The organism is Paraburkholderia sp. BR10141 (genome assembly GCF_056155635.1).
On sequence record NZ_JBMIQH010000003.1, the window covers coordinates 160,807 to 184,772 of the forward strand.

Consider the following 23,966-nt stretch of genomic DNA (forward strand, 5'->3'; position numbering starts at 1 on the left):
CCGCTTCAACGCAATTCGTTGAACTCGACGTGTCCGCCCTTCATCACCAGCGGAATGTGATCGCCCTGGCCGCCGAGGCAGCTCAGGTCGCGCAGCGGATCGCCATCGACCACCAGCACGTCGGCATAGGCGCCCGGTGCCAGGCGTCCCAGCTTGCCCGTCATGCCGAGGATTTCGGCGCCGATGGTGGTGGCGCTGCTGATGATCTCCCCAGGCGTCAGGACTTGCGCGCGAATCGTGAACTCGTCGCTTTGCATGCGATGCGATGGGCCGAGCAGATCGGTGCCAAAGCCCATCTTGACCCCGGCGCGTTTGAATATTTCCAGTGACTGCAAGCCGGCCTCGCGCACGATGTCGATCTTGGCCGCGCTCTCGGGGGGCAAGCCGTAGCGCTCCCCTTCCAGATGCAACGCTTCGTAGGCCACCAGCGTGGGCACCGCGTACGCGCCGTGCTCGGCCATCAGCGCGGCGGTCGGTGCGTCGATCAGATTGCCGTGCTCGATGGTGCGTACCCCGCAGCGCACCGCACGCTGCATCGATTCGGGCGTATAGGCATGCGCCATCACGTAAGTGCCGCGCGCGTGGGCTTCGGCGACGACCGCGCGGATCTCGTCCTCCGAGTAACCGAGCGCGCCGACCGGATCGGTCGGCGACGCGACCCCGCCCGAGGCCATGATCTTGATCTGGTCGGCGCCCATCTGCAGTTCTTCCCGCACGGCCCGGCGCAACGCGTCGACGCCATCGACCACGCGGCTCAAGGCCCCGACGCGCACGCAGCAGTTGCACGGCGCGTCGCCGACGATGAAGTCCGAGCGCGCGCGCACGTCGCCGTGGCCGCCGGTCTGGCTGAGCGCGCGCCCGGCAACGAACAGGCGCGGCCCCTGAGCGAGGCCCATTTCGATCGATTGCTTCAGCGCGAAGCCGGCGCCCCCCGCATCGCGCACGGTCGTGAATCCGCGCCGCAAGATGCCGCGCATGATCGGAATCGCCTTGAGCGTGACGAAGACGTTGGGCATTCGTGCCTGGGCCGGCAAGTCGAACTGTGTCGCGACCATATGCGCGTGCAGGTCGATCAGGCCCGGCATGAGGGTCTTTCCTGCGAGATCGAAGATCTGCGCGTCGTGCACGTCAATCGGCTGTGTCGACATTGCCTTGATCGTGTCGCCTTCCACCAGCAGATTGTGGCCCGGCTGCAAAGCGCCTTGCAGCGGATCGAGCAAAGCACCGTTCTTGAACAGGATGCGGTTCATACGTTCCTCCTTTGGTTGCCTCGCGCGAGCGTGTCATGCGCCGACTCCGGGAGCTTCATGCGCATGGCGGCAATTTCTTCGAGCGAGCGGCCGCGCGTGGGTACGCCCATGATCAGAACGGCGAGCGCGCCGATGATCAGCACCAGCGTCGTGGCGCCAAAAACCCCGCCAAAGCCGAGGCGCGGGTAGAGATAGCCAACGAGGATCGGCGCGGCGATCGCGCCCAGGCGCCCGATTGCCGAAGCGACGCCCATGCCGGTCGCACGAACGTCGGTCGGGAACACTTCGGGCGTGAAAGCGTAGACACCGGCATACGTGCCGTTCATGAAGAACGACAGCAGGAAGCCCGCGGTCAGGATTTCGGCATTGCCGTGCGTGAGCGCGAGTCCCAGCGCGGAGAGGCCGCCCAAGGCCATGTAGCTCGCGATGGTGGCCTGGCGGCCGATCTTTTCATTGAGCCACGCACCCGAAAAATAACCGGGGATTTGCGCGAGGTACATGACGAGCGAATACGAAAAGCTGCGCGTGATGGTCATGCCGCTTTGCACCAGCAAACCGGGAATCCACGTAAAGAACGCGTAGTAGCTGAACGTGATCGACAGCCACATGAGCCAGGCCATCGCGGTAATGCTCGCCAGTTCGCGCGACCAGAGCGCCTTGAGATTGCCGAGCGGCGTGCCGCGCCCCGCGGTCGCCGGCGCGGCTGGCTCGTGCGGTTGCAGCGGTTCGAGCTGCAAGCCGCTGGCGCGCACCTCCGCTTCCATTTTGTCGACGATCGCCTCGGCTTCGGCGGTTCTGCCGCGCGTATCGAGCCAGCGCGGCGACTCCGGCAATGCACGCCGCCACCACAGCAGCATGACGACCGGCAGCGCGGTGATCACCGAGACGACGCGCCAGGCATCGGGGGCCAGCGGGATGACCAGATATCCGAGTACGGCGGCGGCGACGAAACCGAATGAAAAGAACGCCGCCAGACTGCCGGTGAACGTGCCGCGATACTTGCGCGCCACGAACTCGGAGAGAAACGGCGCGACGATGGCGCTTTCGGCGCCGGTGCCGACACCGGCTATGATGCGCATCGCCATGAAGAACGGCCAGTCCTGCGCCCCGGCGCTAATGAGCGAAGCGATGCAGTAGATGATCAGCGCCCACACCATGACCGTGCGTCGCCCGATCACGTCGCCGAGGATGCCGGCGAGCGCGGCGCCGAAGAAATACCCGATGAAGGTGCCGCTGCCGAGCACGCCGGTCTGTACGCTGCTCAGATGCCACTGCGTGCGCAGCACCGGCAGCATGAAGGCCAGCACGGCGGCATCCATCGCATCGAACACATAGCCCAGCCCTCCCAGCCACAACAATCGCCGATGAAAGCTCGAATACGGCATGCGTTCTATGCGTGCTGGAATCGTCGACATGGCTTGCCTCCAGAAGGGGGAGTGGCGTGGCGCCGGGCAATGTCAGGCGAGTATAGGGAGCCGAAATAGACGCGTCTTGACAACAAACCGCACCGAACATGCGGATTCCAGCACAGCGGCACACCCCGCGCGCGGAGCGGCTGAGTGTACGGCTCCAGCGGGCCCAGGAAGTGCGCTATCGCCTCGATAAAAGCCTGATACAGGCGTGCCATAGCGTCGTTCGCCGGCATGCCGCCGGCTTTCGTGGCCGTGGCCGAATTCGATCCCTTGCGTGACGATGGCAATTTTTACGTCGAGCGGTTGCATGCAGCAGGCGTTGCCGCGCAGTTTCATCTCGGGCGCGGATTGCTGCATGGCTGCATGCTGCCTTGAGTCGTGAAGAATGCCCAATAAACGGGCGCTCATTCTTCTTCACGAATCGGCGCATCGGCTCCTGTATTCACTGACGCCGTCGAATACGTAACCCGCGCAGGCAACCCGGCCTCGCAGCAGGCATCGGGTTGCGCGAAGTGAATGCGGGACTCAGTGGCGGTATCCAGCCAGCGCATCGCGCGCCTGGAAAGCACTGTACGTCAATTGTGCGGCCGCGAGGCCCGCGAGGCCGAAGGTGCGCGTCAGGCTGAATGCGGAAAAGCCTTCGGGCACCGGCACGCCCAGCGCCAAGGCGTCGGCAAGCGTCTCGCCCGCAACCGTGGTGGGCGCCATGCCGTGGCCGCCGAACGCGATGGCATGCCAGACGCCGTCGGCGTCTCGACCGATTTGCGGCATCTTGTGCCGCGCGTAGCTCATCAAGCCACCCCACGCGTGTTCGATCTTCACATCCGCCAGTTGCGGATACACGCGTACGAGGTCGCGCTTGAGCAATCGCGCGATGGCTTCCGGGCCGCGGTCGAGCACCGAGATCCGGCCACCCCAAAGAATGCGCGTGTCCTTCAGCGGCCGGTAATAGTCGAACGCGAAGCGCGTGTCATAGACTGCGTAGGGCGCGTCGATCGCATCGGCCAGGCGTGCGCCGAGCGGCTCGGTGGCGATCACGTAGGTCGCGATCGGCAATACCGCGCGCTCGATACGCGGTGCGACGCCGCGCGCATAGCCGCCGCCGGCGAACACGACATCCTTCGCCGTCACGCTGCCATGTGGCGTGCGCACGACGAAGCCCGCGCCGTTCCGCTCGATCGCGCGCACCGGCGATTGGTCGTAGATTCGGGCGCCGCCCTGCGCAGCGGCGTTCGCCACACCGAGCACGTACTTCAGCGGATGGAAATGAAAAGCGTTGGGCTCGAAGAGTCCGCCGTGATAACGCGTGGTCTTCAACTGCGAGCGCAATGCGTCCTTCGTCACCGGCTCCCAGTCGACGCCAAAATCGCGCTTCATCAGCGTGCGCGTGGCGTCGAGCCGCGACGGATCATCGAACCAGTTCGCAAGCATGACGCCACGATCGACGATCTCGCAATCGATGCCGTAGCGCGCGATGCGCGTGCGGATCAGGTCCACGGCGTCGACCGTGAGGCGGTACAGGGAGCGCGCCTGGCTGTGCCCGAGCGTGCGCAGCAGATCGGCATTATCGAGGCTGTAACCGCCGAACACGAAGCCGCCGTTACGGCCCGATGCGCCAAAGCCCACGCGCTCGGCATCGAGCACGACGACGTCGCGCACGCCGCGCTCGACTAGCCCGAGCGCGGTATTCAGGCCGGCGAGGCCGCCGCCGACAATGCAGATTTGCGTATCTGTCTTGCCGCTCAGTTGCGGGTAGGACGGGCGAGAGACGGTGGATTCGTAGTAATTTTTCATGCGATTACAGAATTTCGATGTGCGAAAGGAAGACAGGAGAAAGTCGACGCCGCAGTACTGGATCAAACGTCCGAAGCCGCCTTCACCTGATTCGCCTGGATAGCGATGCTGCCAGGATAACCGGCGCTCGACGAAGTCTCGGACGAAGCCGCCATCTGGCGTTCGATCCACGGCGCGATCTCCATGTCTTCGTAGCGAACCAGCCTGCTTTTGCGCACGATCGAGTAGCCCAACCAGACCACGAGAAAGAGCGGCAGGCCGATATAGGTCGCGGCCACGTCTACCCAGTCTATCTTATTGGCAAGGAAAGCCTGATAGTTCTGGCCGAGCGTGACGACGGTACACAGCACGGCGGCGAGAATCGGGCCGAACGGGAACCATTTCGCGCGATACGGCAGTTGCTCGAGGCGATAGCCCTGCTTCAGGAATCCCTTGCGGAATCGATAATGGCTGACCGCAATGCCGAGCCACGTGATGAATCCCGCCATACCCGACAAGTTCAGCAACCACAGGTACATCGTCTTATCGCCATAGAGCGACGAGAGGAAGCACAGTGCCCCGACCGCAGTCGTCGCATACAGTGCGTTGCGCGGCACGCCGCCTGCCGAGAGCTTCGCGAACAGCCGCGGCGCGCGGCCTTCCATGGCGAGGTTGTACAGCATGCGGGTCGACGCGTACATGCCGGAATTGCCGGCGGACAGCACGGCGGAGAGGATGACCGCATTCATCACGCCGGCCGCGAACGCAAGACCCGCGCGCCGGAAGACGAGCGTAAATGGACTCACGCCGATATCGGTCACGTCGCTCTTCAGCAGGTTGGGATCCGTGTAGGGAACGAGCACGCCAATGACGAAAATCGCGAGCACGTAGAAAAGCAGGATGCGCCAGAAGATCTGTTTGACTGCACGCGGAATCGTCGAGCCCGGATTTTCTGCTTCACCCGCCGCCACGCCGATCATCTCCGTGCCCTGGAACGAAAAGCCCGCAATCATGGCAACGCCGAGCATCGCGCTCCAGCCGCCGGCAAACGGCGCATCCTTGATCGTGAAGTTTTCCCAGCCGTTGCTGGGGCCGCCATGCAGGATGCCAAAAATCATCAGGAGGCCGATCGCGATGAACGCAAGCACGGTCAGCACCTTGATCAACGCGAACCAGTACTCGGCCTCGCCGAAGCCGCGAACCGACAACGCGTTGAACGAGAAAACCACAGCCAGGAAGAGCGCGCTCCACCAGATGCCCGGCACGTGCGGGAACCAGTAGCCCATCACGAGCTGCGCCGCGACCAGTTCGACGGCGATCGTCACGGCCCAGCTATACCAGTAGTTCCAGCCGATGGCGAAACCGAAGCCTTCATCGACGAACTTTGCACCGTACGCGGCGAACGAGCCCGAAACAGGCATGAACGCCGCCATCTCGCCGAGGCTCGTCATCAGGAAGTAGACCATCAGGCCGATCACCATATACGAAAGGATCGCGCCTCCGGGTCCTGCCTGCGATATCGATGCGCCCGTGGCCACGAACAGGCCCGTGCCAATGGAGCCGCCAATGGCGATCATGCGCAGGTGGCGCGCTTGCAGGCTGCGATGGAGTTTGGGCTTCCGGGGGCTCGAGCTGGATGAATTCTCAGTATTCTTACCGGATTGTGAACGCATGACGTGCGCTGTCTCCATGTCGACTTTCAGAGGCGAAGCACGTCTGGCCTTTCCGCTGCCCTCTTGCGGGGTTCACGCACGGGACCGACCGACGTACGTGCCGTCTTCATTTTTTTGGGGTGGCCGCACGCCTGAAACGAAGCGGCCGGGAATGCGCCTGCGGTGTGCAGCACACACGCAACGCCGGACCGAGTATAGGGATTGGGAAACGCAGGCGACAAACGATATTTAAGAACTAATTGATGCACTTTTTTCATCAAGCCTGCGAAATCGCTCACCGCGCTCCTTTTACGTACTCCGCCAGTTTCCGCGCGTACCAGTTGGTGAAGTTGGTCAGCATGAACTCCGAAGGCGCATAAGGCCCCGGCGCATACGCTTTCGAATTCACGCCGCGCTGATTGTGCGTCACCAGCGTGGCGTCCTGCTCGTTCGTCGCGCGCCATACCGCTGTGAGCGTCTCTATGTCGTAGTCCACGCCTTCTACGGCATCCTCGTGCACGAGCCAGATCGTCTTGAGCGCAGTCTGCGTGGCCGACAAGGGCAGCACGCGAAAATGAATGATGTGGTCCGAGAGGAAGTGGTTCCAGTTGTTCGGAACCCTGAACATCCGCACCGATCCGATATCGGGCTCGGTCAGGCCGCCCAGCAGCTTCTTGCATGCAGGGCGCCCGTCTGCGGTGAACGACACCGCGCCGCGATGGAACGGCAATCGGATGCAGCGAAATTCCGTTCCACCATCCGCGGGCACATGCGGCAAGTCGAGATGATCCCAGAGTGCCGTCTTTTCCTGCATCAGGAACTGGAAATCGCGGTTCGCGCGCGGGTCGTCCGGCAGCGCGAATTCAATCAGCGTGGCGAGCAGTTCCGGATGACTTCCTACGCAGTGATAGCACTCCCGATTGTTCTCGATGACGAGTTTCCAGTTCGCCTCCTCCACGAGCGTCATGGAAAAGGCGACCTTGGTGCGATCCGGCCGGTGCGGCGCGATATACGGCGTGACCGCCGCCTTGAAGCGAGAGATATCGGGTGGCGTGTCGGCGATGCAGACATAAACCATCCCGCAGATGACCTCGACATGAACCGGACGCAGGCCATGCGCGCTGCGATCGAAACCAGCGGGCATCTGGCGCGCGCTCAGCAAGCTGCCGTCGAGCTCATAGACCCACTGATGATACGGACAGACCAGCCGCTTCGCGTGCCCCGCCGGCTCGGTGCACAGAAGCGAACCGCGATGGCGGCAGGTGTTGAAGAACGCGCCGACGTCCCCGCCCTTCCCGCGCAGCACGACCACCGAGGTCTTGCCGATATCGAGCGTGATGTAGTCGCCTTCGCGCGGAATTTCGGCCACGTTGCACGCAAACAGCCATTCGTTCGAGAAGACCGCCTCGATGTCAAGTTCGTGCATCGCAGGGTCCGTATAGAAGTCTCCTGCGAGGCTGTAGCCTTCGCGCCTCGCCTCGAGCAACGAACGAACATGGGTAAAATCGATCACGCCAAACACTCCTTTTTAGTCGGATTCCACGAGACGTTCGCCTGCACCCACAGCTTCGAGTATCCCGACGCGCTTGCTCACAACTGCCGCCGAGGCGGAGAGCGCGTCGGCGGCCGCACTGAAGCTCGACTTGCGGGCGACCGTGCAGAAGACTCGCAGGTCGTCCAGTTCCGGGTTGGCAGCTGGCTTCATCAGAACGTATGGTGCAGGCCGATGCGCACATCGGCCTGCGTGGTCGTGGAAGACGGCGTGAAGCTGTAGCCGATCACCGCATCCACGCCTTCCGACGCCTTCAGCCAGTCGCCCGAGATGTAGACGTCCGTGCTCTTCGAAAGCAGGTAATGCATCGCCGCCGAGAGCTGGTTCCAGTGATGGCCGTCGAAGTGCGTGTACTGATAGCCGCCCACGAGACTTGCCGCCGGCGTGATCTGCCAGTTCGCGCCGCCCTCGGCGACCTGCATGTGCTCGCTTTCGCCGAACGCCTTGATCTGCGTGTACGTGAACGCGCCCATCAGCGTGACCTTGTCGACTACGTAGCTCGCGCCGACGCCGAAGGCGCCCTGCTTGTCCACGGGGAATGGCGTGTTGGCATAGAGCGAGCTGACGGCGCCCGTGGCGGGATCGACGCTCACGGTCGGCCTGCCGAAGAACGTGCGCACGCCGATCATGTTGTACGGGTCGAACGCGTAGATGCCCGACGGGTTGTTCAACTGCGTATAGGCCGTGCCCATCGAAAACGCGCCGTGCTGATACTGCGCGCCCACGCTCCACGCGCTGCCCGTATGGAAGTCCCCCGGGGTATTGCTGAACGAGTACATGCCGCCGAACTGGAATCCGCCGAACGTGTTCGACATGAACTTCACGGCGTTCGGCAGATGGTCGCCGTTCATGCGGTCGAAGTCGCCCTGGTTGATGGCGTAGCCACTCGCCCATGACGAGGCGTTGTACAGGTAGACGAACTCCTGGGTCATGTCGATCTGGTTGCCGAACGTGAGCGTACCCCAGTTGTTTTGCAGACCTACATAAGCCTGGCGGCCAAAAAGCGATCCTCCGTTCGTGAGCTGCCCGTTGCCAATGTGAAAGCCGCTCTCCAGCTTGAAGACGGCCTTCAGGCCGCCGCCCAGATCCTCGGTTCCGCGCAGGCCCCAGCGGTTTCCGTACGAAACGCCGTCGTCGAACTTCACCTGATACGAACCGCCGGCGTTGCTCACGTAGGTGACGCCCGCGTCGAGCACGCCGTAGAGCGTGACGCTGCTTTGTGCACGGGCTGCCACCGGAAGCGCGGCGAGCGCGAGCGCAGCCACATGCAGTGCGGCAAGCCGCATTGTATTCATCGATTTCATGTTGTAGTCGCTGTGGTGGCGCAGTCAGTTCAGGCCGCGGTCGGCTTCGCGCACGAGTTGGCGTTCTTTTTCAATGTCGAGCGAGCGGCAGGTCCACAGATAAACCAGCGCGGCAACGGGCAGGCCCACGAGCATCGCGATGTCGGTGCCGCCAAGCGCATTGGCGACCGGGCCGGTGTAAAGCTCCGTCTTGAAGAACGGGATCATCGCGACGAAGCCCACCGCGTAGGCGGTCAGGCCGCGCCAGTTCCAGCGGCCGTAAATGCCGCGCGGGTTGAAGATCTCGCGCACCGAGTAATGCGAGTGACGCACGATGAAGAAGTCGACCAGGTTGATCGCGGTCCACGGCGTGAACAGGTAACCGAGAATGCCGAGGAAATCGCCGAACTTGCCCATGAAGTTGTCCGACGCCGCGAACGCGAGCGATGTCGCCGTGAGCGCTACCACGATGAGGCTCACCACGCGCTTGGTCGCGTTCGACTTGAGCGGCTTGAACGAGTCGGTGATGCTGAGCAGCGTGAGCGACGCGCCGTAGAAGTTCAGGCCGGTAATGGCGAGCAGCCCCAGCAGCGAAAGCAGCAGCGTGACCGTGCCGAAGCCCGGAAAGATCATGTCTCCCGCGCGCTGAACCGCATCGGAAATCTCGATCTGCGCGTTGAGCGCCGCCGCGGCAGTGCCCACCAGCATCATCCAGACGCCGCCGATGAACGCGCCAAGGAAAGTCCACCAGAAGGTGGCACGCACACCGGTATTGGGCGGCAAGTACCGCGAGTAGTCCGAAACGTAGATCGACCACGAAAGCTGATAAGCCGCCGCCGAGAAGAGCTGGACGAGGAACGGCGTGGTCTTGAAGCCGGCGAAGCTCAGCTGGCCCGCGGGGAACGGCACTTTCACGCATATGCCGATGCTGAAGATCGTGAGCGCGGCGAGCAGCGCGAACGCGAGCCAGCGCTGCGCCTTGTGGATCAGGTCGTAGCCGAATACCGCGAGCGCGACCGCAATCACGGTGAAGACGATGTAGCTCAGATGCGGTTCCGTGCCCAGCAGATGATGCGCGGTCTGCCCCGCCATCAGCTGGTTGAACGAGTTGTAGCCGATATAGGTGACGAGCGCGACCACCCACACGAGCAACGCGCCCATATAGCCGAACTGCGGGCGCGACTGGATCATCTGGGGCAGCCCGAGCTGCGGGCCCTGGCTCGAATGGAACGCCATGAAGAAAGTGCCGAGCACGTTGCCGAGCACGATGGCGATCGCACTCCACAGCAGGTTGCCGCCCATGCTGATGCCGATCGCACCGGCCGCGATGGTCGCGAGATTGGCATCGCCCGTGAACCATACCGGCCACAGGTGCCACGCCCGGCCCTTGCGTTCGGCGAGCGGCACGTAGTCGATCGAGCGTGATTCGATACGGGATTTGGCGCGCGACGGCTCGTTGGCCAGCGCTTCGGCTATTGCCTCTTGGGACATGTCTCCTCCAGTTGTGGGGTGGCTCGCGCGGCCCCGCATGACGCGGCTGCGCTTTCCACGCCGGCCCCGATACCAGAGGTTCCAGTTTCCAGACACGGCGCGGTTATCCTGCGGTTAATCTAAAACCATCAGTTAACAATGTTACGCACCGTAGAGAGATTCGTCGCACTATCGCATCCTCCTATTGACGCCCGGGGAGAAATCGATTTGCTTTGCCAAACGTCAATGGACGTTGATTTACAAGAACAAGAATAGGCCCCGCGCATCAACGAAGAGCCATCTCCGACAACGTCAAGGGATAACCCTGATCCACTGCCGCCGAAATTTCACTTATATTTTCGTTAACTTATAGTTTCATCGTAACTTCTAGTTAACCAATCCCAGTGCGGCGGACCCCATGACCTACCTCCCGATCGAATTCCACAAGACACCCGAACAGCCGAAACTTCCGGCCGACTTCTGCGCCAACCCGGAACTCGCCTGGACCATCCCGGCGAGCTACTACACCTCCGAGGCGGTTTACAAGTCGGAAGAACAGAAGATCTTCGAGAACGCGTGGATCTGCGTCGCGCACCGCAGCGAGCTGGCCGAGACGAACGCCTATGTGACGCGCGAGGTGGTGGGCGAAAACATTCTGCTCGTGCGCGGCAAGGACAGCGTCCTGCGCGCCTTCTATAACGTCTGCCCGCACCGTGGCCACCAACTGCTCGAAGGCAGCGGCAAGGCGAAGAACGTCATCACCTGCCCGTACCACGCCTGGGCGTTCAAGCTCGACGGCGCGCTCGCGCACGCCAACAACTGCGATCACGTGGAGTCGTTCGACAAGGAGAACTCCACGCTCGTGCCGGTGCGCGTGGAGGAATACGCAGGCTTCGTGTTCATCAACCTGAACCCGGACGCACAAGGCGTGGAAGCGCAGCTGCCGGGCCTCGAAGCCAGCCTGCGCAAGGCTTGCCCGGTGATCGACGACCTCAAGCTGGCTGCCCGCTTCGTGACCGAAACGCCGGCCAACTGGAAGTCGATCGTCGATAACTATCTGGAGTGCTACCACTGCGGCCCGGCTCATCCCGGCTTCTCGGACTCCGTGAAGATCGACCAGTACACGCACACGCTGCACGGCAACTGGACGGTGCAATTCGGTCATGCGCAATCGTCGGAGCGCTCGTTCAAGCTCGATCCGTCCGTGAAGGACCCGAGCTTCAGCGGCTACTGGGCGTGGCCATGCACGATGTTCAACGTGCCGCCGGGCAGCGACTTCATGACGGTCATCTATGAATTCCCGATGAGCGCCGAAGTCACGCTCCAGCACTACGACATCTACTTCCTGAACGACGAACCGACGGAAGAGCAGCAAAAGCTGATCGAGTGGTATCGCACCGTGTTCCGCCCGGAAGACCTGCGCCTCGTGGAAAGCGTGCAGAAAGGCCTTAAGTCGCGTGGCTATCGCGGCCAGGGCCGCATCATGGTCGACAAGCAGCGCAGCGGCATCAGCGAGCACGGCATCGCGCACTTCCACAATCTGCTCGCGCAGCAGTATCAGGACTAAGAGGCCGGCATGACGAAACTTCAACATCACGGCCTGCTGCGCGAGCAGGCCTATATCGACGGCCAGTGGCGCGGCGCCGACGACGGCGCCACGCTCGAGGTCCACAACCCCTCCACCGGCGAGCGCATCGCGAACGTGCCGAACATGGGCGCGCCGGAAGCACGCACGGCCATCGAAGCCGCGCACCGCGCCTTCCCGGCCTGGCGCGCCACCACCGCGAAGGAGCGCGCGCGCCTGTTGCGCAACTGGTTCGAGCTCATGATGGCGAATCAGGAAGCGCTGGCCCAGATCATGACGCGCGAGCAAGGCAAGCCGCTCGCGGAAGCACGCGGCGAGATCGGCTACGCAGCCTCGTTCATCGAGTGGTTCGCTGAGCAGGGCAAGCGCATCGACGGCGACGTGATCCCGAGCCCGAACCCGGACCAGCGCCTCGTCGTGACGAAAGAGCCGATCGGCGTGTGCGCCGCCATCACGCCGTGGAATTTCCCGGCCGCGATGATCACCCGCAAGGCCGCACCGGCGCTGGCCGCCGGCTGCACCATCGTCATCAAGCCCGCCAACGAGACGCCGCTTTCCGCGTTCGCACTCGCGGCACTGGCGGAACAGGCAGGCATTCCGGCCGGCGTGATCAACATCGTCACGGGCAAGTCGCGCGAGATCGGCCTCGAAATGACGTCGAGCCCGCTCGTCAGGAAGCTCACGTTCACGGGCTCGACCGAAGTAGGCCGCCTCCTGATGCGCCAGTGCTCGGACACGGTCAAGAAGGTCTCGCTGGAGCTGGGCGGCAACGCGCCATTCATCGTGTTCGACGATGCGGATCTGGACGCCGCCATCGAAGGCGCCCTGCTGTCGAAGTACCGCAACGCCGGCCAGACCTGCGTGTGCGCGAACCGCTTCTACGTGCACGATGCCCTGTACGACGAGTTCTGCCGCCGCTTTGCCGAGCGCGTGAGCGCCTTCAAGGTCGACGACGGTTTCGCCGAAGGCGTGAACATCGGCCCGCTCATTACCGAAGCGGCACGCGACAAGGTCGACGGCCTCGTGCGCGACGCCGTTGCGCAAGGCGCGCACGTAGTCACAGGCGGCGCGCCGCATGCACGCGGCGGCAACTTCTACGCGCCCACCGTGCTCGCCGATGCGAAACCCGGCATGGCCGTGCTCGCCGAGGAAATCTTCGGGCCGGTCGCCCCCATCGTGCGCTTTTCGAGCGACGCGGAAGTCGTGCAGCTCGCGAACGATTCGATCTATGGCCTCGCCGCGTACTTCTACAGCCGCGACATCGGCCGCATCTGGCGCGTGGCCGAGCAGCTGGAGTACGGCATCGTCGGTATCAACACGGGCCTGATCTCCAACGAGGTCGCGCCGTTCGGCGGCGTGAAGCAGTCGGGCATCGGCCGCGAAGGCTCGAAGTACGGGATCGAAGACTATCTGTCGATCAAGTACCTCTGCATGGCGGGTGTCACGCGCTAAGGCGGGCGCCCAGCTTCGAGCGGATGCGGACCGTGCCGCATCCGCTGCTTTTTCCGGATTCAGAAGTCAAGGAAGTCAACATGAACGCCCGCGAATCGATCACTGTCGACGTCGTCGCCGTCGAACAACTCACTCCGCTCATCAAGCGCTTCACGCTCGCGCTGCCCGATGGCGCCCCGCTGCCTGAATTCAGCGGCGGCGCCCACGTGCTCGTCTCGATGCAGGACGGCGAGCATTGGCACCACAATGCGTATTCGCTCCTGAGTTCGCCGCACGACACGCGCCAGTATCAGATCGCCGTGCGCCGCGAAGAGGATTCGCGCGGCGGCTCAGCCTTCATGCACGACAAGGTCGAGGCAGGCACGCGGCTCGCGATCGGCTCGCCCGCCAATCTGTTCGAACTCGCGAACACACACGGCCCCAAGCGGCATGTGTTCATCGCGGGAGGCATCGGCATTACGCCCTTTCTCGCGCAACTGGCCGAGCATCGCCCCGAGGATGTCGAGCTGGAGCTGCACTACGCGTACCGCAGCCCCGAGCACGGCGCCTTCGTCGACGAGTTGAAGACCGGCCGCCACGCGGCGAACGTGCACTGCTATATCGACAGCGAAGGTCAGAAGCTCGATCTCTTCAAGCTCTTTCACAATCTGCCCGGCGACGCGCATGTCTACGTCTGCGGCCCGCAAGGCCTCAACGACGCGGTCTACGCGAACGCCGCGCTGTTGGGCTGGCCGAAGGCGCAGTTGCACTCGGAGCAGTTCGCCGCGACGGACACGGGCGGCAAGGCGTTCACGGTCGTACTGGCGAAGTCCGGCATCGAACTCGAGGTGGGCGAAGACGAGACCATCCTCAAGGCTATCGAGCGCGCGGGCGTGACGGTGGAGTCGCTGTGCCGCGAAGGCGTGTGCGGCACCTGCGAAGTCCCCATCCTCGAAGGCGAGGCGGATCACCGCGACCAATATCTGGACGACGACGAGAAAGCCGCGCAGAAGACTATTTTGCTGTGCGTGTCGCGAGCGCGCACGCCGCGCCTCGTGATCGACCTCTAGGCCGGCTGCGTAGGCGGGACACCGTGAGACGTCCGTCCGGAACGGCCCGCTTGCCGATCCGTTAAACTAGCGGGAATTACGGAGCAGACGAAACGTCGGGGCCGCGCGCCCCATTCATCAGAGGCGGCATACTCCCGGCCCCGATCGGCGGCCTTGGGGTGTATGCCGCCCTTTTGCGCTTGATTCTTTCGACCGCGCGAGATTCGTCACAGAGGGAAATGGATGTCCGAGGATACGTTCGCGTTCCGTCTGAAAGTGCTGCTCGAGCACAAGAAGCTGAGCCTGCAGCAAGTCGCCGACGCCGTCGGCATTTCACGCCCCGCCGTGCACAAGTGGACGCGCGGCGGCGAGATCGACTATTCGAACCTGCGCCGCCTCGCAGCGTTTCTCGACGTAAACTGGGTCTGGCTGCGCTACGGCGACGATGCCGTGAAAGACCTCGGCATCGCGGGCAATACCGAACTGCCGATGACCGATCTGCGCCGCCGCTACACCGCCGAGATCATGTCGAACGAGGCGCGCATGAAGCAGGCGCAGGAACTGGCGGGCATCGTCACGTGGGAATGGAATCTCGTCACCGACGAGCTGATCTATTCGAGCAACTGCGCGAAGCTTTATGGCCGCGAGATTCACAGCAACGCCGAATTCTGGGAAATCCTCCATCCCGAGGATTCGATCTGGCTGAACGACGAGACGCTTAGAGAGTTGGTCGCGAGCACGGCGCCGCGCGTGTGGGACTTCCGCATCATCTTGCCGGACGGGCAGATCCGCTGGATCGAGTCGCGCGTCGCCACGCTGCTGGACGACGCGGGGCGCCCGGTGCGCGTGGTGGGCACCACCATTGACATCAGCGCGCGCAAGGAAGTGGAATCCGCAGAGCAACGGCGGCTGCAACTGCTCAACGATGCCGCGCGCATTGCGGGCTTCGGCGCCTGGCGCTGGCTGCGAGCGCAGGACGAGCTGATCGTTTCGGACGAATGGTGTCGCCTGTTCGGCGTCGAGCCGGCGCACGCGCCGCGCCACTATGTCGAGCTTTCGCGGCACATTCACCCGGATGACCGCGCGGCGCGCGAAGCGGCCGTGAACGAAGCGCTCGCGCACCGCGGCGACTATCGCGTGCTGTATCGGGCGGCGCTGCCCGACGATACGTGGCGGCTGGTGGTGGAGCAAGGCTACGCGCGCGTGGCACCGCATGGCGAGGACGTGTGGCTCACGGCACTGTGCCGCGCCGCGCAGCCAGCCGATATGGCGGCAGGCGCCTCCGCGGCTGCACAGCCGTGCGCGGAAGAAAACGCGGCAACGGGGGCCGCGCCGCACTGAGTGCGTGAGCAGTACCGGGGTGTCCAGCGGGAACATCCCACGCCTTTGCGCTTAAAGCGCGGCGGCGACTGCCCTGCCGATCTCCGTGGTGTTCGCCGTGCCGCCCATGTCTGGCGTGCGCGGGCCTTCCACCAGCACCTTTTCGATGGCCTGCATGATCGCGTCGTGCGAGAAAGTCGATGTCGCCGGGCCTGCGGTTGGCGAGCGGGCACGGCACGCCGGGCAGCAGACGCACCGGGCGCAGGTTCACGTACTGGTCGAACTCGCGGCGGAACTTCAGTAGCGAACCCCACAGGGAAATGTGATCGGGCACCTTGTCGGGCCAGCCGACCGCGCCGAAATAGATCGCGTCGAAACCCTCGAGCGTGGCGAACCAGTCGTCGGGCATCATCTTGCCGTGCTGAAGGAAGTAGTCGCAGCTTGCCCGGTCGAAATGGCTAATTTCGAGCTTCAGGCCGAACTTCACGGCCGCCGCCTCGACCACGCGCACGCCCTCGGGCATCACTTCCTGGTCGATACCGTCGCCGGCGATGGCGGCGATTTTGAATGTCTTGCCCATGTCGCGTTCTCCGTTGCGCGGCGCGCCAGAATGGGTGCGCGCTCGATAGCTGCAAGCGTGGCGGAAATTAGCACCTGCCGTGTGGAGGCGTTGAACACGGGGTGCGAAGAATTGGGTGAAAGGTGTGGTGCTTCATTGCTATTTGGATAAGTTTTCTTATCACAAGGCGTCTGTTTATCAAAAAAACTACGCGATTTCAAAAATCGCCGGATGCGGTCCCGCGCCCCGCCCTCCGCTGAACCTGTCGGCCTGCCCGGTGCCGGTGAACCCGCAATCCTCAACGCCAGCGAGATGAAGGCGCAGCGCCTGCGCTTCGCGTCGGTCCAGGCGTTTGCATCTGTCGACCCTCCGCGTTCGCCCCTGTAACTCGCGACGGCGTGAGAGCCGATATAAAAGATGGCGGTTCACGAGGCGTAGAATACGCCCTTCATTCGACGCCTCCGGATCCGGGCGCCCGCCACCAATACCCTGAAAATTCAGGCTCTGAGTGTGTCGTTGGTTGGCGAGCTGGCCTGAGCGGCGGCCCGGCGAACAAGCAAAGGCGCTATCAGCTTGACGGCAAGAAAGAACGAAAAGCTCCGTTTGGCTTTGTACAGGGGTGTTCTCCATGCAGCCAGGCATCGGGATAGGGGCGTCTTGCCTGGGCGGCTCGTCAGGTTTTGGGGAAGCGTGCGTAGTGCAGCATCAACTGATTAGTGAACGAAAGAAACATGCAAACCGTCGCGGTACTCGACTTCGAAACAACCGGGCTTTCGCCGAATCTGGGCGACCGCGCTACCGAGATTGCCGTCATCCTCCTGCGTGACGGTCAGATTGTTGATCGTTACCAGAGCCTGATGAACGCAGGACGGCGCATCCCGTCCGATGTCATTGCTCTCACCGGCATCACGAACGACATGATCGCGTCGGCTCCTCCTGTATCGAAAGTCATGAGGGAAGCTGCAGCGTTTGTTGGAAACCATCCCGTGGTTGCCCACAACGCCGGTTTCGACAAGCGGTTTTGGCAGGCAGAACTGGGGCTTCTTGGAGTGCCAGCGGAGCATTCATTTGCTTGCACGATGCTCGTCGCCAGGCGGATCTACCCAGGCGCCCTGAGTCACCGCCTGTCCAGTTTGGCGGAGATGCTTCGGTTACCGAAATCGGGTCGTGCTCACCGGGCGATGGTTGACGCTGAGGTCGCCAGCCATCTGTGGTGCCGATTGCAGCACGATATCGCTCAAACTTACGGGCTGAAGGGACTCGATCACGCCGTCATGGCTCGATTGCAGAAAACCAGCAAGGCGAAGGTGGCGACATTTCTGGGTTCGCTGTCCAACGACTGAGCCCACAGCGCCGAACCACCTGGACCGCCCCCACTATCCGTCGGGGGGCGGCCAGGGAGACCTTCCAGAGGCACTGTCACTGTCGTCTTGATGACGCAATTGCGCGAAGGCGTCCCGCGGCGCGGGAATCTACACCGCGATTCAACCGTTCATCCCAGAAGAACTTGGACCGTGGTGCCGCTCCCGATGGCAGTTCGGACACAGGGCAATAGCATTTGCAACGGTGCCTGTTCCGCCTTGTGCAAGCGGCTTCACGTGATGCACTTCCAGATATGGCGTCCCGTCTGGCCGCCTGAACGGCGCCTCACTGCCGCATCCTTGACAGATACCCGCCGCCCGGACAAGTACGGCCGCAATCACGTCGGCGTTCCGCCTGTAGGCGCGTGTGGCGACCAGTACGGTTTCTGGATAAGCAGGCGCAACGTCGAGTCTGCGTCGGCGTGCCTCATCGCTGTCCTTCAAGGACGCCGCAACCCGCCAGCGCTGCTGCGACATCAGTGCATTCGCTTTGGCCGGGTTAACGTCAGACAGCCCCGCCGCGCACTGCAACAGATAGCACGCCGCATCCGCCAGACGTTGCGGCTCCTCGGGCGTCTGTCCCTTCGCGCGAGTTTTTGCTGCTCGTTCGGATACAGCTGCCGGTTGTACAGGTCAAGTGTTGTTGCTGAACAGCCGAGATAGCTTGCCGAGGAAGCCTTGCGGTGGCGGCACCCACCCTGGCTTGAGAAAATCGTAGACGTTGTCGTAGTGAGCTAGCGGACGGACGGGCATCAACTCCACGGGAACTAAAGGATGTTCGATCTCCACACGGACGCCGCGATACCAGCACAGTTTGCTCTCCAAGGTGCCGCGGTATGACATGAACTCCTCTGCCACATCGCCACTTCCTTTAATAAAGGCGTGCTTCTTCTGGATTAGATCTCCTAGCCCTTCCTTATCGCCCTTGAGCAAAAGTGAAAAGAAATCACGGCCTTCGGCACATTCTGCTCGCAGCGGATTTCGGCCATGCTTTGCGATCTTCTCGATCATGGCATGAACCGTTTGGTCCTCGCCGCGGATAGCCATTTGCAACATGTAAACATGGAACCGGCTGTTGAGCGGATTGTTGCGGTCTCTTACCAAATCCGCCGTTTCTAGGCAAGCGATTTCTTTAACTATCTCCTCGCAGTCAGATAGCAGTGCAATCTGAATGTCTCTTCCAACCTCGAAAGAAGCGCCTCCATTCTGCCCCACGCTCGCTAGAACGAGCTTGGACGCCAGATAGAAATTCTGCTTACATTTCTCGAGGTCACGCTCGATGAAATAGGCATGAATAGCGCTGTTTCGCGCGTACCCCGCAAGGCCGCAAAGAATGCTGCCTAAGCTGGCTGTCTTTCGACGATGCATGAACCACTCGATTTGACGATGGCTTGCCTTCTCCTCTGCGCCGAGGACATTGAGAAGCTTTTGCTCACGGCTTAATTCAATCATTTTGCTCCCCCGAGCTTGACAACGGTTGCCCCTTGGCTATCAACGCCGGTAACCAACTTAACAAGCTTACCGTTATCTTTTGCCGCTTGAATAATATCTGCGGTTTGCGTCGCAGCAGCATCACCCGTTTGCCGCAGGCGATCGATTGCGCCGGTCACCCAATCATCTGTCATCTGCGTTGGCAAGGATCCGGAAGGCCCATTGAGCTTGATCGACCCGTTCGAATTGAGTGGCTTGACCTCGTTGATGTAGACCGTGTCGCCCTTCACATAGACTCCGTCAAAGCAATTGACGCCACATTTTCCGTCGAGCTGCGTGTAACCATTGCGTGCGAAATAGTTGTTCACGACAAATTCGCGCGCGTCACCCTGCAAGGTCGTGTTCGGCAAGTTGTCGAGTTGAGAAAGCATTGCACGTTCCGCAGCCGACAGCGGCAGTGTCATACCCTGGTTCGTGACCTGGCTGGCCGCGATGTTACCTCCCTGCGAGGCAACCACATCGCCAGCGAGCGTCGCGTCGAGTGCCCCTAGAGCGCGCCCAACCGTACCGATCACTTTGTTGGTCAGTGCGCCCCCAAACACCAATTGCTCCAAGGTGTATTCGGGCTGCGCTGAACCGTTCAGGGTAGCAAGGTAATCGAGCCGGTTTTGATCGCGCAAGTCCATCCCCGGCACGACAGGTCCAGGAGCCTGTGTCCGGAGGATGTAGTTGGTGTACTGATCCGCGCGCTGCGCTGGCGTGGCACTGAAGTAGGTTTCCACACCTCCGTCAGCCATGATCGGAGCGCCGCCGACCATAATCGGCTTGCCCATGTACGGAGCCAGCATATCTTGCGCGGTTTGCAAGTTCTTAAGATACGCGTCAACACCGCCCAGCGCCCCTTGGCTATTCTGCACAGTCGCTGTCTGCAAGATATTCTGGAGATACCCCATGTTCTTGGCGTTGGCGGCATCGTCGACTTGTCCTTCGGCCACACGCTCAAGCAAGTCGGACCACAGGGTTGTCGCTGTCGATATACAGGTAGCGTCACCATTGCAGGTCTGCTCGGCTTTCTGCTGCGCCAGCTTCTTGATCAGTGCGCGCTCATCTGGATGCAACTGCCGGTTGTACAGATCCGCTCCCAGCGCCCCATTCGCCCCGCTCATCACGCCGGCAGTACCCCCCAGCGCACCGCCCGCCACCGCGCCTGCGACGCCCGAAATCACGTTCGATAGCAGCCTGCCTCCGGGGGTGTTATCGAGCGCCTGCGCTGCCGCGTTGCCCGCAATGTCCCCCGCAATCGTTCCGCCAACCGCGCCCGCGACACTGCCGCCACCCAGCGCGGCGCCCACGCCCGCCACAATCGCGTGAGACCCGATGCGCGCCGCCCCGTCGTTGCCCCACAGCGCGAGCTGCTGCTTCGCCGAATCGATATCGGCCTGTGCCTGCGCTTCGGCCTGCGTATCTCCTGCCTTTTGCGCAGCGTCTTTGGCTTCTGTTGCCTTTGTGAGCTTCGCATTCGCCTGGTCTTCCAGCGCCGTCGCAACGTCCCCCACCACCTGCATCCCGACCTGCACCGCCCCCTGCTGGACGCTCATGTCGTTCTGCACCTTCTGCGCATCGAACGTGTTCTTCACCGCACCGTCGTTCGCGCTCGCGGCGTCACGGCTCAGTCCAGCGGTACTGTCGTGGCCCGTACCCGCGTCGCCGCGCACGGTGATCGTGCCAGGGCTCACCGCTGCATACGTCGTCCCGGACTGGCTGCTGCTCACACCCGCCACGCCCAGGCCCGCGGGCCCGAGCTGGTTCGGACTCGCTCCGGCCACACCATTGGGAGAGACTGGTGCGCTAAAGCCCGTGCCCTGCGGCGTACTCTTGCCCATCGATCCACTGACGCTCAGGCCCACCGTCGAACCCGAATAATCCGCGGTGTTCTGGAGATTCGTGTACCCGAAGGTCTGGGTCGACAGCGTATTTTTGTCCTGCGTCGCCGTGCTCGCAATCACGCCGCCGTCGAGCTGCGTATGGTTGCCCACCTGGACATTAAAGCCACCATCGCCGGCATAGATACCACTCTGCTGGTTGATCTACGACCTTGCAGGCATTCTGCAAACCTCCAGCGATATAGTCTCGCTACTTTCGACACTACAGATCGACTGTCAACCGAAGGAGCATTAACGCGCCCCCAGCTCTTCCAAAACGCCGGAACCGTCTCGCGCTGCTGGCATATGTGCGCGCCCGGCAGCCTGTAAATTGAAGCGCAGGGATCGCCGCTTTCGCCACGCAGGTGATAGCCGGGAGACGGCGATGTGGTGTCGATCCGATGAGTCCCGGCTGGGGCTCGTCATGCATGGGAATGTCGCCTCAAGCACTGACCGGCCTCGCCTTCAGCATGCCTGCATGCAGGCATCGCGCCGTCAGGTGACCGGTCCTGGTCAACGGCACGCAGGCGCATGCGCGTACTGATGGGCGGCTGCCCTTTCCTGGACGCGAATGCTTCGACCGCAAAGCGAAGCGACGCTCCCCAGCAGAAGTGCCCCAGATCAGCAAAAAGACAGCTTGCAGGTCAAATGCGCTCCGATCTACCGCTTACCGGTTCGCGTCCGGGATGGGCCGGCAGGCATGCCTGGAGAATTCGGGCAGCCTCGCAATGCAGCTGGACGCTGGCGTCGATCAGTAGTGGTAGCGACACGAAATGATGTTGATCTGCGCGCGGTCTATTTCGTACACCAGACGATTCGTCTCATCGATCCGGCGTGACCAGAAACCCGTCAGGTTTTCCTTCAATGGCTCGGGCTTGCCAATGCCCTCAAACGGGGAGCGCTGCGTATCCTTGATGAGTTGATTGATCCGCTTTAACGTCTTTCTATCCTGCCCCTGCCAGTAGACATAGTCGTCCCATGCCTCGGCGGTCCACATGATGTTCAAGGCGCGCTCATTCGCTGTCTTCGACCAGCTTGCGGGACTTGACCTTGCCCGACCTTGCCTGCGCGATTGAGCGCTCCAAATGGGCTACGTTGGCCGGGGAGCGCAGCAGGTGGACCGTTTCCATCAAACTGTCGTAATGCTCCTGAGACATGACGATCGCGTTGGGTGCGTCCCGCCGGGTAATGAGCGTAACGTCTACGTCATCCACTACCTGGTCAATGACGCGCTTCAGATTCGCGCGGGCGTCCGAAAAGGGAATCGTGCGCATGCATCCTCCTTCGAGGCAGATTTGTACCAAATATCGTACAAGTCTACCACGCGCCTCATTCATGTACAAGTACTTGTACATATCCTGCTGCACGCATCGCCAGCTTCCTCCGACGAGTACATTGGAGCGCATGAGACGCAAAATCACGCGGCAACACCTGCCAGCTGCACCTTCCTCGGAAAATGCAAGGACGTCGACCATCGACGCTCGAGACGCCCATGACAGCCAGAGGCAAGCGACCGAGCGCGCCACCTGCCCTGCCGGCTGAAGTAATGCGCCGGGAACCGGCGGTTAGGGGTGTCGGTGGAGGGGACCGTTAGTTGCACGGTGGGCGGAAGCAAGGCCTTCGATGGTTGGCGCCCATCAGCACTGCCGCGCGCGCCGGCAATCTGGGCGCTTGGGATCAGGGCCCGCCAGCGGAACCGGACGCTGGCACGGCGCCGTGTCGCTTCTCCCCGGGCGAGATGACGATCGAACTGTACGAGCCCACCAACAACTCACTCCCGTTCAGGCAAGTCGACAGGGAATGCGCCCTTTTTTTTGCTTCAAAAGCGCTTGCCGGCCTCTGATGCCAGATAGGTATAATCGCCGCCCGGGTGGCGCAAAAATCAAACAAGGGGACATGTCGTGCGCGCGACAATGGCAGTGGTAATGGCAGTTGCGGTAATGAGTGTGACGACGGCGGCCGCGGCCTCCGTCGAGTATCGCGAACAATCGATGCCGCCGGATGTGTGTCACGGCATCGTCGCGAAACGGACCGAGGCAACAGGTCAGATCTCGGTCGGTGCGGCTGCGGGCAACGCATGTGTTTGCCAGCCTGCGGGCGCCGTACCGCGCGCCGCGGCAGCCCGCCCTGCGCCGCCGTCGGGCGATCATAAAGACCAGGATGACGACGGAGCACTCAAGGCGGGGGCAGCGATGCTCGGGCTTTGGCCGAAAGACTCCGGGAACCATACAGGTCATGTCGTGACCGGGCAGATTGTCCGCAACGTTCGGCACGAGCCGGTTGCTGCCGCACACGCGCCGGAGGGTGGATCGCATCACGCGTTCAGCTATGGCCGTCACGCAAACGTTTGGCATGCGCCGAGTACTGTCGCGCGAACGACAACGGACGCGCCGCCGCATCGCGCTTCAACCGGCAACAGTAAGGACAACACCCGGCACAAGCCGGTCGCTGGCGCGCGCCTGGCGGCAAAGATGCCGCCGCACAGTGACGGCTCGCGACGTTCGCTCGCAACTGCCGCCGCTCATCCAGTGCCGCATCATCGCCTCATCGTCGAGACGAAACCGATGCAACCGAAGGTCCTGCCAAACTCGCCACGACGGGAATTGCCACCCATTCTCAGTTGATACTGCATATAAACTGCGCAGAGATTCGCTCTCTGCGCTTCGTTTCGCGCAGCGGCACGTCGTGCGACATTCCCGCCAATCGCTCGATCTGGTCACCGCATGACGCATCGAGAGATCACCTGGCGTTCTCCGCGCTGCGTGCAATCGAAACTGACGGGCCGTTAGTTGCATTGATTCATCGACCTCTTGCTGCTGCCGCTTGACATCTGCCCTCCGCGATTTATTTGATGCGCCTTGTCCGTCAGCATGACGCGAGAGCGTCATTATGATGGCGGGACGATGGAACTCATCC

At 62.4% G+C, this 23,966-nt stretch carries 19 protein-coding genes and 2 pseudogenes; 7 read left to right on the forward strand and 14 right to left on the reverse strand.

Annotated elements, in window-relative coordinates; translation table 11 throughout:
* Positions 1–5 precede the first annotated feature (5 nt).
* Together ACOJB8_RS05460 and ACOJB8_RS05465 are read right to left on the reverse strand one after the other, a co-directional pair.
* Positions 6–1,250 (reverse strand): metal-dependent hydrolase family protein, encoded by a 1,245-nt coding sequence (locus tag ACOJB8_RS05460; protein ID WP_475011384.1) that lies wholly within the window; start codon positions 1,248–1,250, stop codon positions 6–8.
* The gene (locus ACOJB8_RS05465; protein ID WP_475011385.1) at positions 1,247–2,665 is read right to left on the reverse strand and encodes an MFS transporter; all 1,419 of its coding nucleotides are present in this window, start codon (positions 2,663–2,665) and stop codon (positions 1,247–1,249) included. Before ACOJB8_RS05465 ends, ACOJB8_RS05460 begins: the two co-directional genes overlap by 4 nt.
* A 228-nt stretch (positions 2,666–2,893) precedes the next feature.
* Between ACOJB8_RS05465 and ACOJB8_RS05470 the strand changes: the two genes are divergently transcribed.
* On the forward strand, positions 2,894–3,037 hold the full coding sequence (locus ACOJB8_RS05470) for an alpha/beta hydrolase fold domain-containing protein (protein WP_428995980.1): 144 nt from the start codon (positions 2,894–2,896) through the stop codon (positions 3,035–3,037).
* Between the two features lie 150 nt (positions 3,038–3,187).
* Here the strand turns inward: ACOJB8_RS05470 and ACOJB8_RS05475 are convergent, their stop codons facing one another.
* From ACOJB8_RS05475 to ACOJB8_RS05500, 6 genes and pseudogenes are all read right to left on the reverse strand, one after another.
* Positions 3,188–4,456 carry an NAD(P)/FAD-dependent oxidoreductase gene (locus tag ACOJB8_RS05475; protein WP_475011386.1) on the reverse strand — a complete coding sequence of 423 codons (1,269 nt, stop codon included), beginning with the start codon at positions 4,454–4,456 and terminating at the stop codon, positions 3,188–3,190.
* A 62-nt stretch (positions 4,457–4,518) separates the two neighbouring features.
* Complete coding sequence (locus ACOJB8_RS05480; RefSeq protein WP_342948076.1) at positions 4,519–6,108, reverse strand: amino acid permease; 1,590 nt, start codon at positions 6,106–6,108, stop codon at positions 4,519–4,521.
* Between the two features lie 274 nt (positions 6,109–6,382).
* Positions 6,383–7,600 (reverse strand): aromatic ring-hydroxylating oxygenase subunit alpha, encoded by a 1,218-nt coding sequence (locus ACOJB8_RS05485; protein WP_342948077.1) that lies wholly within the window; start codon positions 7,598–7,600, stop codon positions 6,383–6,385.
* A 54-nt stretch (positions 7,601–7,654) separates the two neighbouring features.
* Positions 7,655–7,792: pseudogene (locus ACOJB8_RS05490) on the reverse strand (LysR family transcriptional regulator); the annotation flags it as partial.
* Positions 7,792–8,934 (reverse strand): porin, encoded by a 1,143-nt coding sequence (locus tag ACOJB8_RS05495; RefSeq protein ID WP_475011644.1) that lies wholly within the window; start codon positions 8,932–8,934, stop codon positions 7,792–7,794. The pseudogene ACOJB8_RS05490 and the gene ACOJB8_RS05495, both read right to left, overlap by 1 nt.
* Before the next feature lie 33 nt (positions 8,935–8,967).
* The gene (locus tag ACOJB8_RS05500; RefSeq protein ID WP_475011390.1) at positions 8,968–10,413 is read right to left on the reverse strand and encodes a purine-cytosine permease family protein; all 1,446 of its coding nucleotides are present in this window, start codon (positions 10,411–10,413) and stop codon (positions 8,968–8,970) included.
* Between the two features lie 397 nt (positions 10,414–10,810).
* Here ACOJB8_RS05500 and ACOJB8_RS05505 point away from each other — a divergent pair, with 397 nt between their 5' ends.
* From ACOJB8_RS05505 to ACOJB8_RS05520, 4 genes are all read left to right on the forward strand, one after another.
* Complete coding sequence (locus tag ACOJB8_RS05505) at positions 10,811–11,959, forward strand: aromatic ring-hydroxylating oxygenase subunit alpha (protein ID WP_069267194.1); 1,149 nt, start codon at positions 10,811–10,813, stop codon at positions 11,957–11,959.
* A 9-nt stretch (positions 11,960–11,968) separates the two neighbouring features.
* On the forward strand, positions 11,969–13,429 hold the full coding sequence (locus ACOJB8_RS05510) for an NAD-dependent succinate-semialdehyde dehydrogenase (RefSeq protein ID WP_368619646.1): 1,461 nt from the start codon (positions 11,969–11,971) through the stop codon (positions 13,427–13,429).
* An 80-nt stretch (positions 13,430–13,509) separates the two neighbouring features.
* Entirely contained in the window at positions 13,510–14,478 is a 969-nt protein-coding gene (locus ACOJB8_RS05515; protein ID WP_475011392.1) for a PDR/VanB family oxidoreductase, read from the forward strand.
* Between the two features lie 222 nt (positions 14,479–14,700).
* Positions 14,701–15,798 carry a PAS domain-containing protein gene (locus tag ACOJB8_RS05520; RefSeq protein ID WP_475011394.1) on the forward strand — a complete coding sequence of 366 codons (1,098 nt, stop codon included), beginning with the start codon at positions 14,701–14,703 and terminating at the stop codon, positions 15,796–15,798.
* Positions 15,799–15,922: 124 nt separating this feature from the next.
* Here the strand turns inward: ACOJB8_RS05520 and ACOJB8_RS05525 are convergent.
* A pseudogene (locus ACOJB8_RS05525) lies at positions 15,923–16,357 on the reverse strand (isocitrate/isopropylmalate family dehydrogenase); the annotation flags it as partial.
* A 710-nt stretch (positions 16,358–17,067) separates the two neighbouring features.
* On the opposite strand from ACOJB8_RS05525, the gene ACOJB8_RS05530 reads away from it, so the two are divergent.
* A complete protein-coding gene (locus ACOJB8_RS05530; RefSeq protein ID WP_475011396.1) occupies positions 17,068–17,679 on the forward strand; it encodes a 3'-5' exonuclease in 612 nt (203 codons plus the stop codon).
* Between the two features lie 141 nt (positions 17,680–17,820).
* On the opposite strand, the gene ACOJB8_RS05535 is transcribed toward ACOJB8_RS05530, so the two are convergent.
* The 5 genes from ACOJB8_RS05535 to ACOJB8_RS05555 form a co-directional block, all read right to left on the reverse strand.
* Positions 17,821–18,174, reverse strand: a complete 354-nt coding sequence (locus ACOJB8_RS05535; RefSeq protein WP_475011399.1) for an HNH endonuclease — start codon at positions 18,172–18,174, stop codon at positions 17,821–17,823.
* A gap of 156 nt (positions 18,175–18,330) precedes the next feature.
* A complete protein-coding gene (locus ACOJB8_RS05540) occupies positions 18,331–19,149 on the reverse strand; it encodes an immunity 49 family protein (protein WP_475011401.1) in 819 nt (272 codons plus the stop codon).
* Complete coding sequence (locus tag ACOJB8_RS05545) at positions 19,146–21,164, reverse strand: hypothetical protein (RefSeq protein ID WP_141710568.1); 2,019 nt, start codon at positions 21,162–21,164, stop codon at positions 19,146–19,148. Before ACOJB8_RS05545 ends, ACOJB8_RS05540 begins: the two co-directional genes overlap by 4 nt.
* 637 nt (positions 21,165–21,801) lie before the next feature.
* Positions 21,802–22,047, reverse strand: coding sequence for a Txe/YoeB family addiction module toxin (locus ACOJB8_RS05550; protein WP_069262407.1), 246 nt, complete (start codon positions 22,045–22,047; stop codon positions 21,802–21,804).
* A 16-nt stretch (positions 22,048–22,063) separates the two neighbouring features.
* Positions 22,064–22,324, reverse strand: coding sequence for a type II toxin-antitoxin system Phd/YefM family antitoxin (locus ACOJB8_RS05555; protein ID WP_069262059.1), 261 nt, complete (start codon positions 22,322–22,324; stop codon positions 22,064–22,066).
* A 666-nt stretch (positions 22,325–22,990) separates the two neighbouring features.
* On the opposite strand from ACOJB8_RS05555, the gene ACOJB8_RS05560 reads away from it, so the two are divergent.
* Positions 22,991–23,674, forward strand: a complete 684-nt coding sequence (locus ACOJB8_RS05560; protein ID WP_475011403.1) for a hypothetical protein — start codon at positions 22,991–22,993, stop codon at positions 23,672–23,674.
* The last annotated feature ends 292 nt before the right edge of the window (positions 23,675–23,966 follow it).

Coding starts and splice junctions, on each gene's coding strand:
- ACOJB8_RS05465 (WP_475011385.1), bottom strand. CDS start 2,665: ATGTCGACGATTCCAGCACGCATAGAACGCATGCCGTATTCGAGCTTT.
- ACOJB8_RS05535 (WP_475011399.1), bottom strand. CDS start 18,174: ATGTCGCAGCAGCGCTGGCGGGTTGCGGCGTCCTTGAAGGACAGCGAT.
- ACOJB8_RS05480 (WP_342948076.1), bottom strand. CDS start 6,108: ATGCGTTCACAATCCGGTAAGAATACTGAGAATTCATCCAGCTCGAGC.
- ACOJB8_RS05550 (WP_069262407.1), bottom strand. CDS start 22,047: ATGTGGACCGCCGAGGCATGGGACGACTATGTCTACTGGCAGGGGCAG.
- ACOJB8_RS05530 (WP_475011396.1), top strand. CDS start 17,068: ATGCAAACCGTCGCGGTACTCGACTTCGAAACAACCGGGCTTTCGCCG.
- ACOJB8_RS05520 (WP_475011394.1), top strand. CDS start 14,701: ATGTCCGAGGATACGTTCGCGTTCCGTCTGAAAGTGCTGCTCGAGCAC.
- ACOJB8_RS05505 (WP_069267194.1), top strand. CDS start 10,811: ATGACCTACCTCCCGATCGAATTCCACAAGACACCCGAACAGCCGAAA.
- ACOJB8_RS05555 (WP_069262059.1), bottom strand. CDS start 22,324: ATGCGCACGATTCCCTTTTCGGACGCCCGCGCGAATCTGAAGCGCGTC.
- ACOJB8_RS05540 (WP_475011401.1), bottom strand. CDS start 19,149: ATGATTGAATTAAGCCGTGAGCAAAAGCTTCTCAATGTCCTCGGCGCA.
- ACOJB8_RS05475 (WP_475011386.1), bottom strand. CDS start 4,456: ATGAAAAATTACTACGAATCCACCGTCTCTCGCCCGTCCTACCCGCAA.
- ACOJB8_RS05470 (WP_428995980.1), top strand. CDS start 2,894: ATGCCGCCGGCTTTCGTGGCCGTGGCCGAATTCGATCCCTTGCGTGAC.
- ACOJB8_RS05510 (WP_368619646.1), top strand. CDS start 11,969: ATGACGAAACTTCAACATCACGGCCTGCTGCGCGAGCAGGCCTATATC.
- ACOJB8_RS05460 (WP_475011384.1), bottom strand. CDS start 1,250: ATGAACCGCATCCTGTTCAAGAACGGTGCTTTGCTCGATCCGCTGCAA.
- ACOJB8_RS05560 (WP_475011403.1), top strand. CDS start 22,991: ATGAGTGTGACGACGGCGGCCGCGGCCTCCGTCGAGTATCGCGAACAA.
- ACOJB8_RS05500 (WP_475011390.1), bottom strand. CDS start 10,413: ATGTCCCAAGAGGCAATAGCCGAAGCGCTGGCCAACGAGCCGTCGCGC.
- ACOJB8_RS05515 (WP_475011392.1), top strand. CDS start 13,510: ATGAACGCCCGCGAATCGATCACTGTCGACGTCGTCGCCGTCGAACAA.
- ACOJB8_RS05495 (WP_475011644.1), bottom strand. CDS start 8,934: ATGAATACAATGCGGCTTGCCGCACTGCATGTGGCTGCGCTCGCGCTC.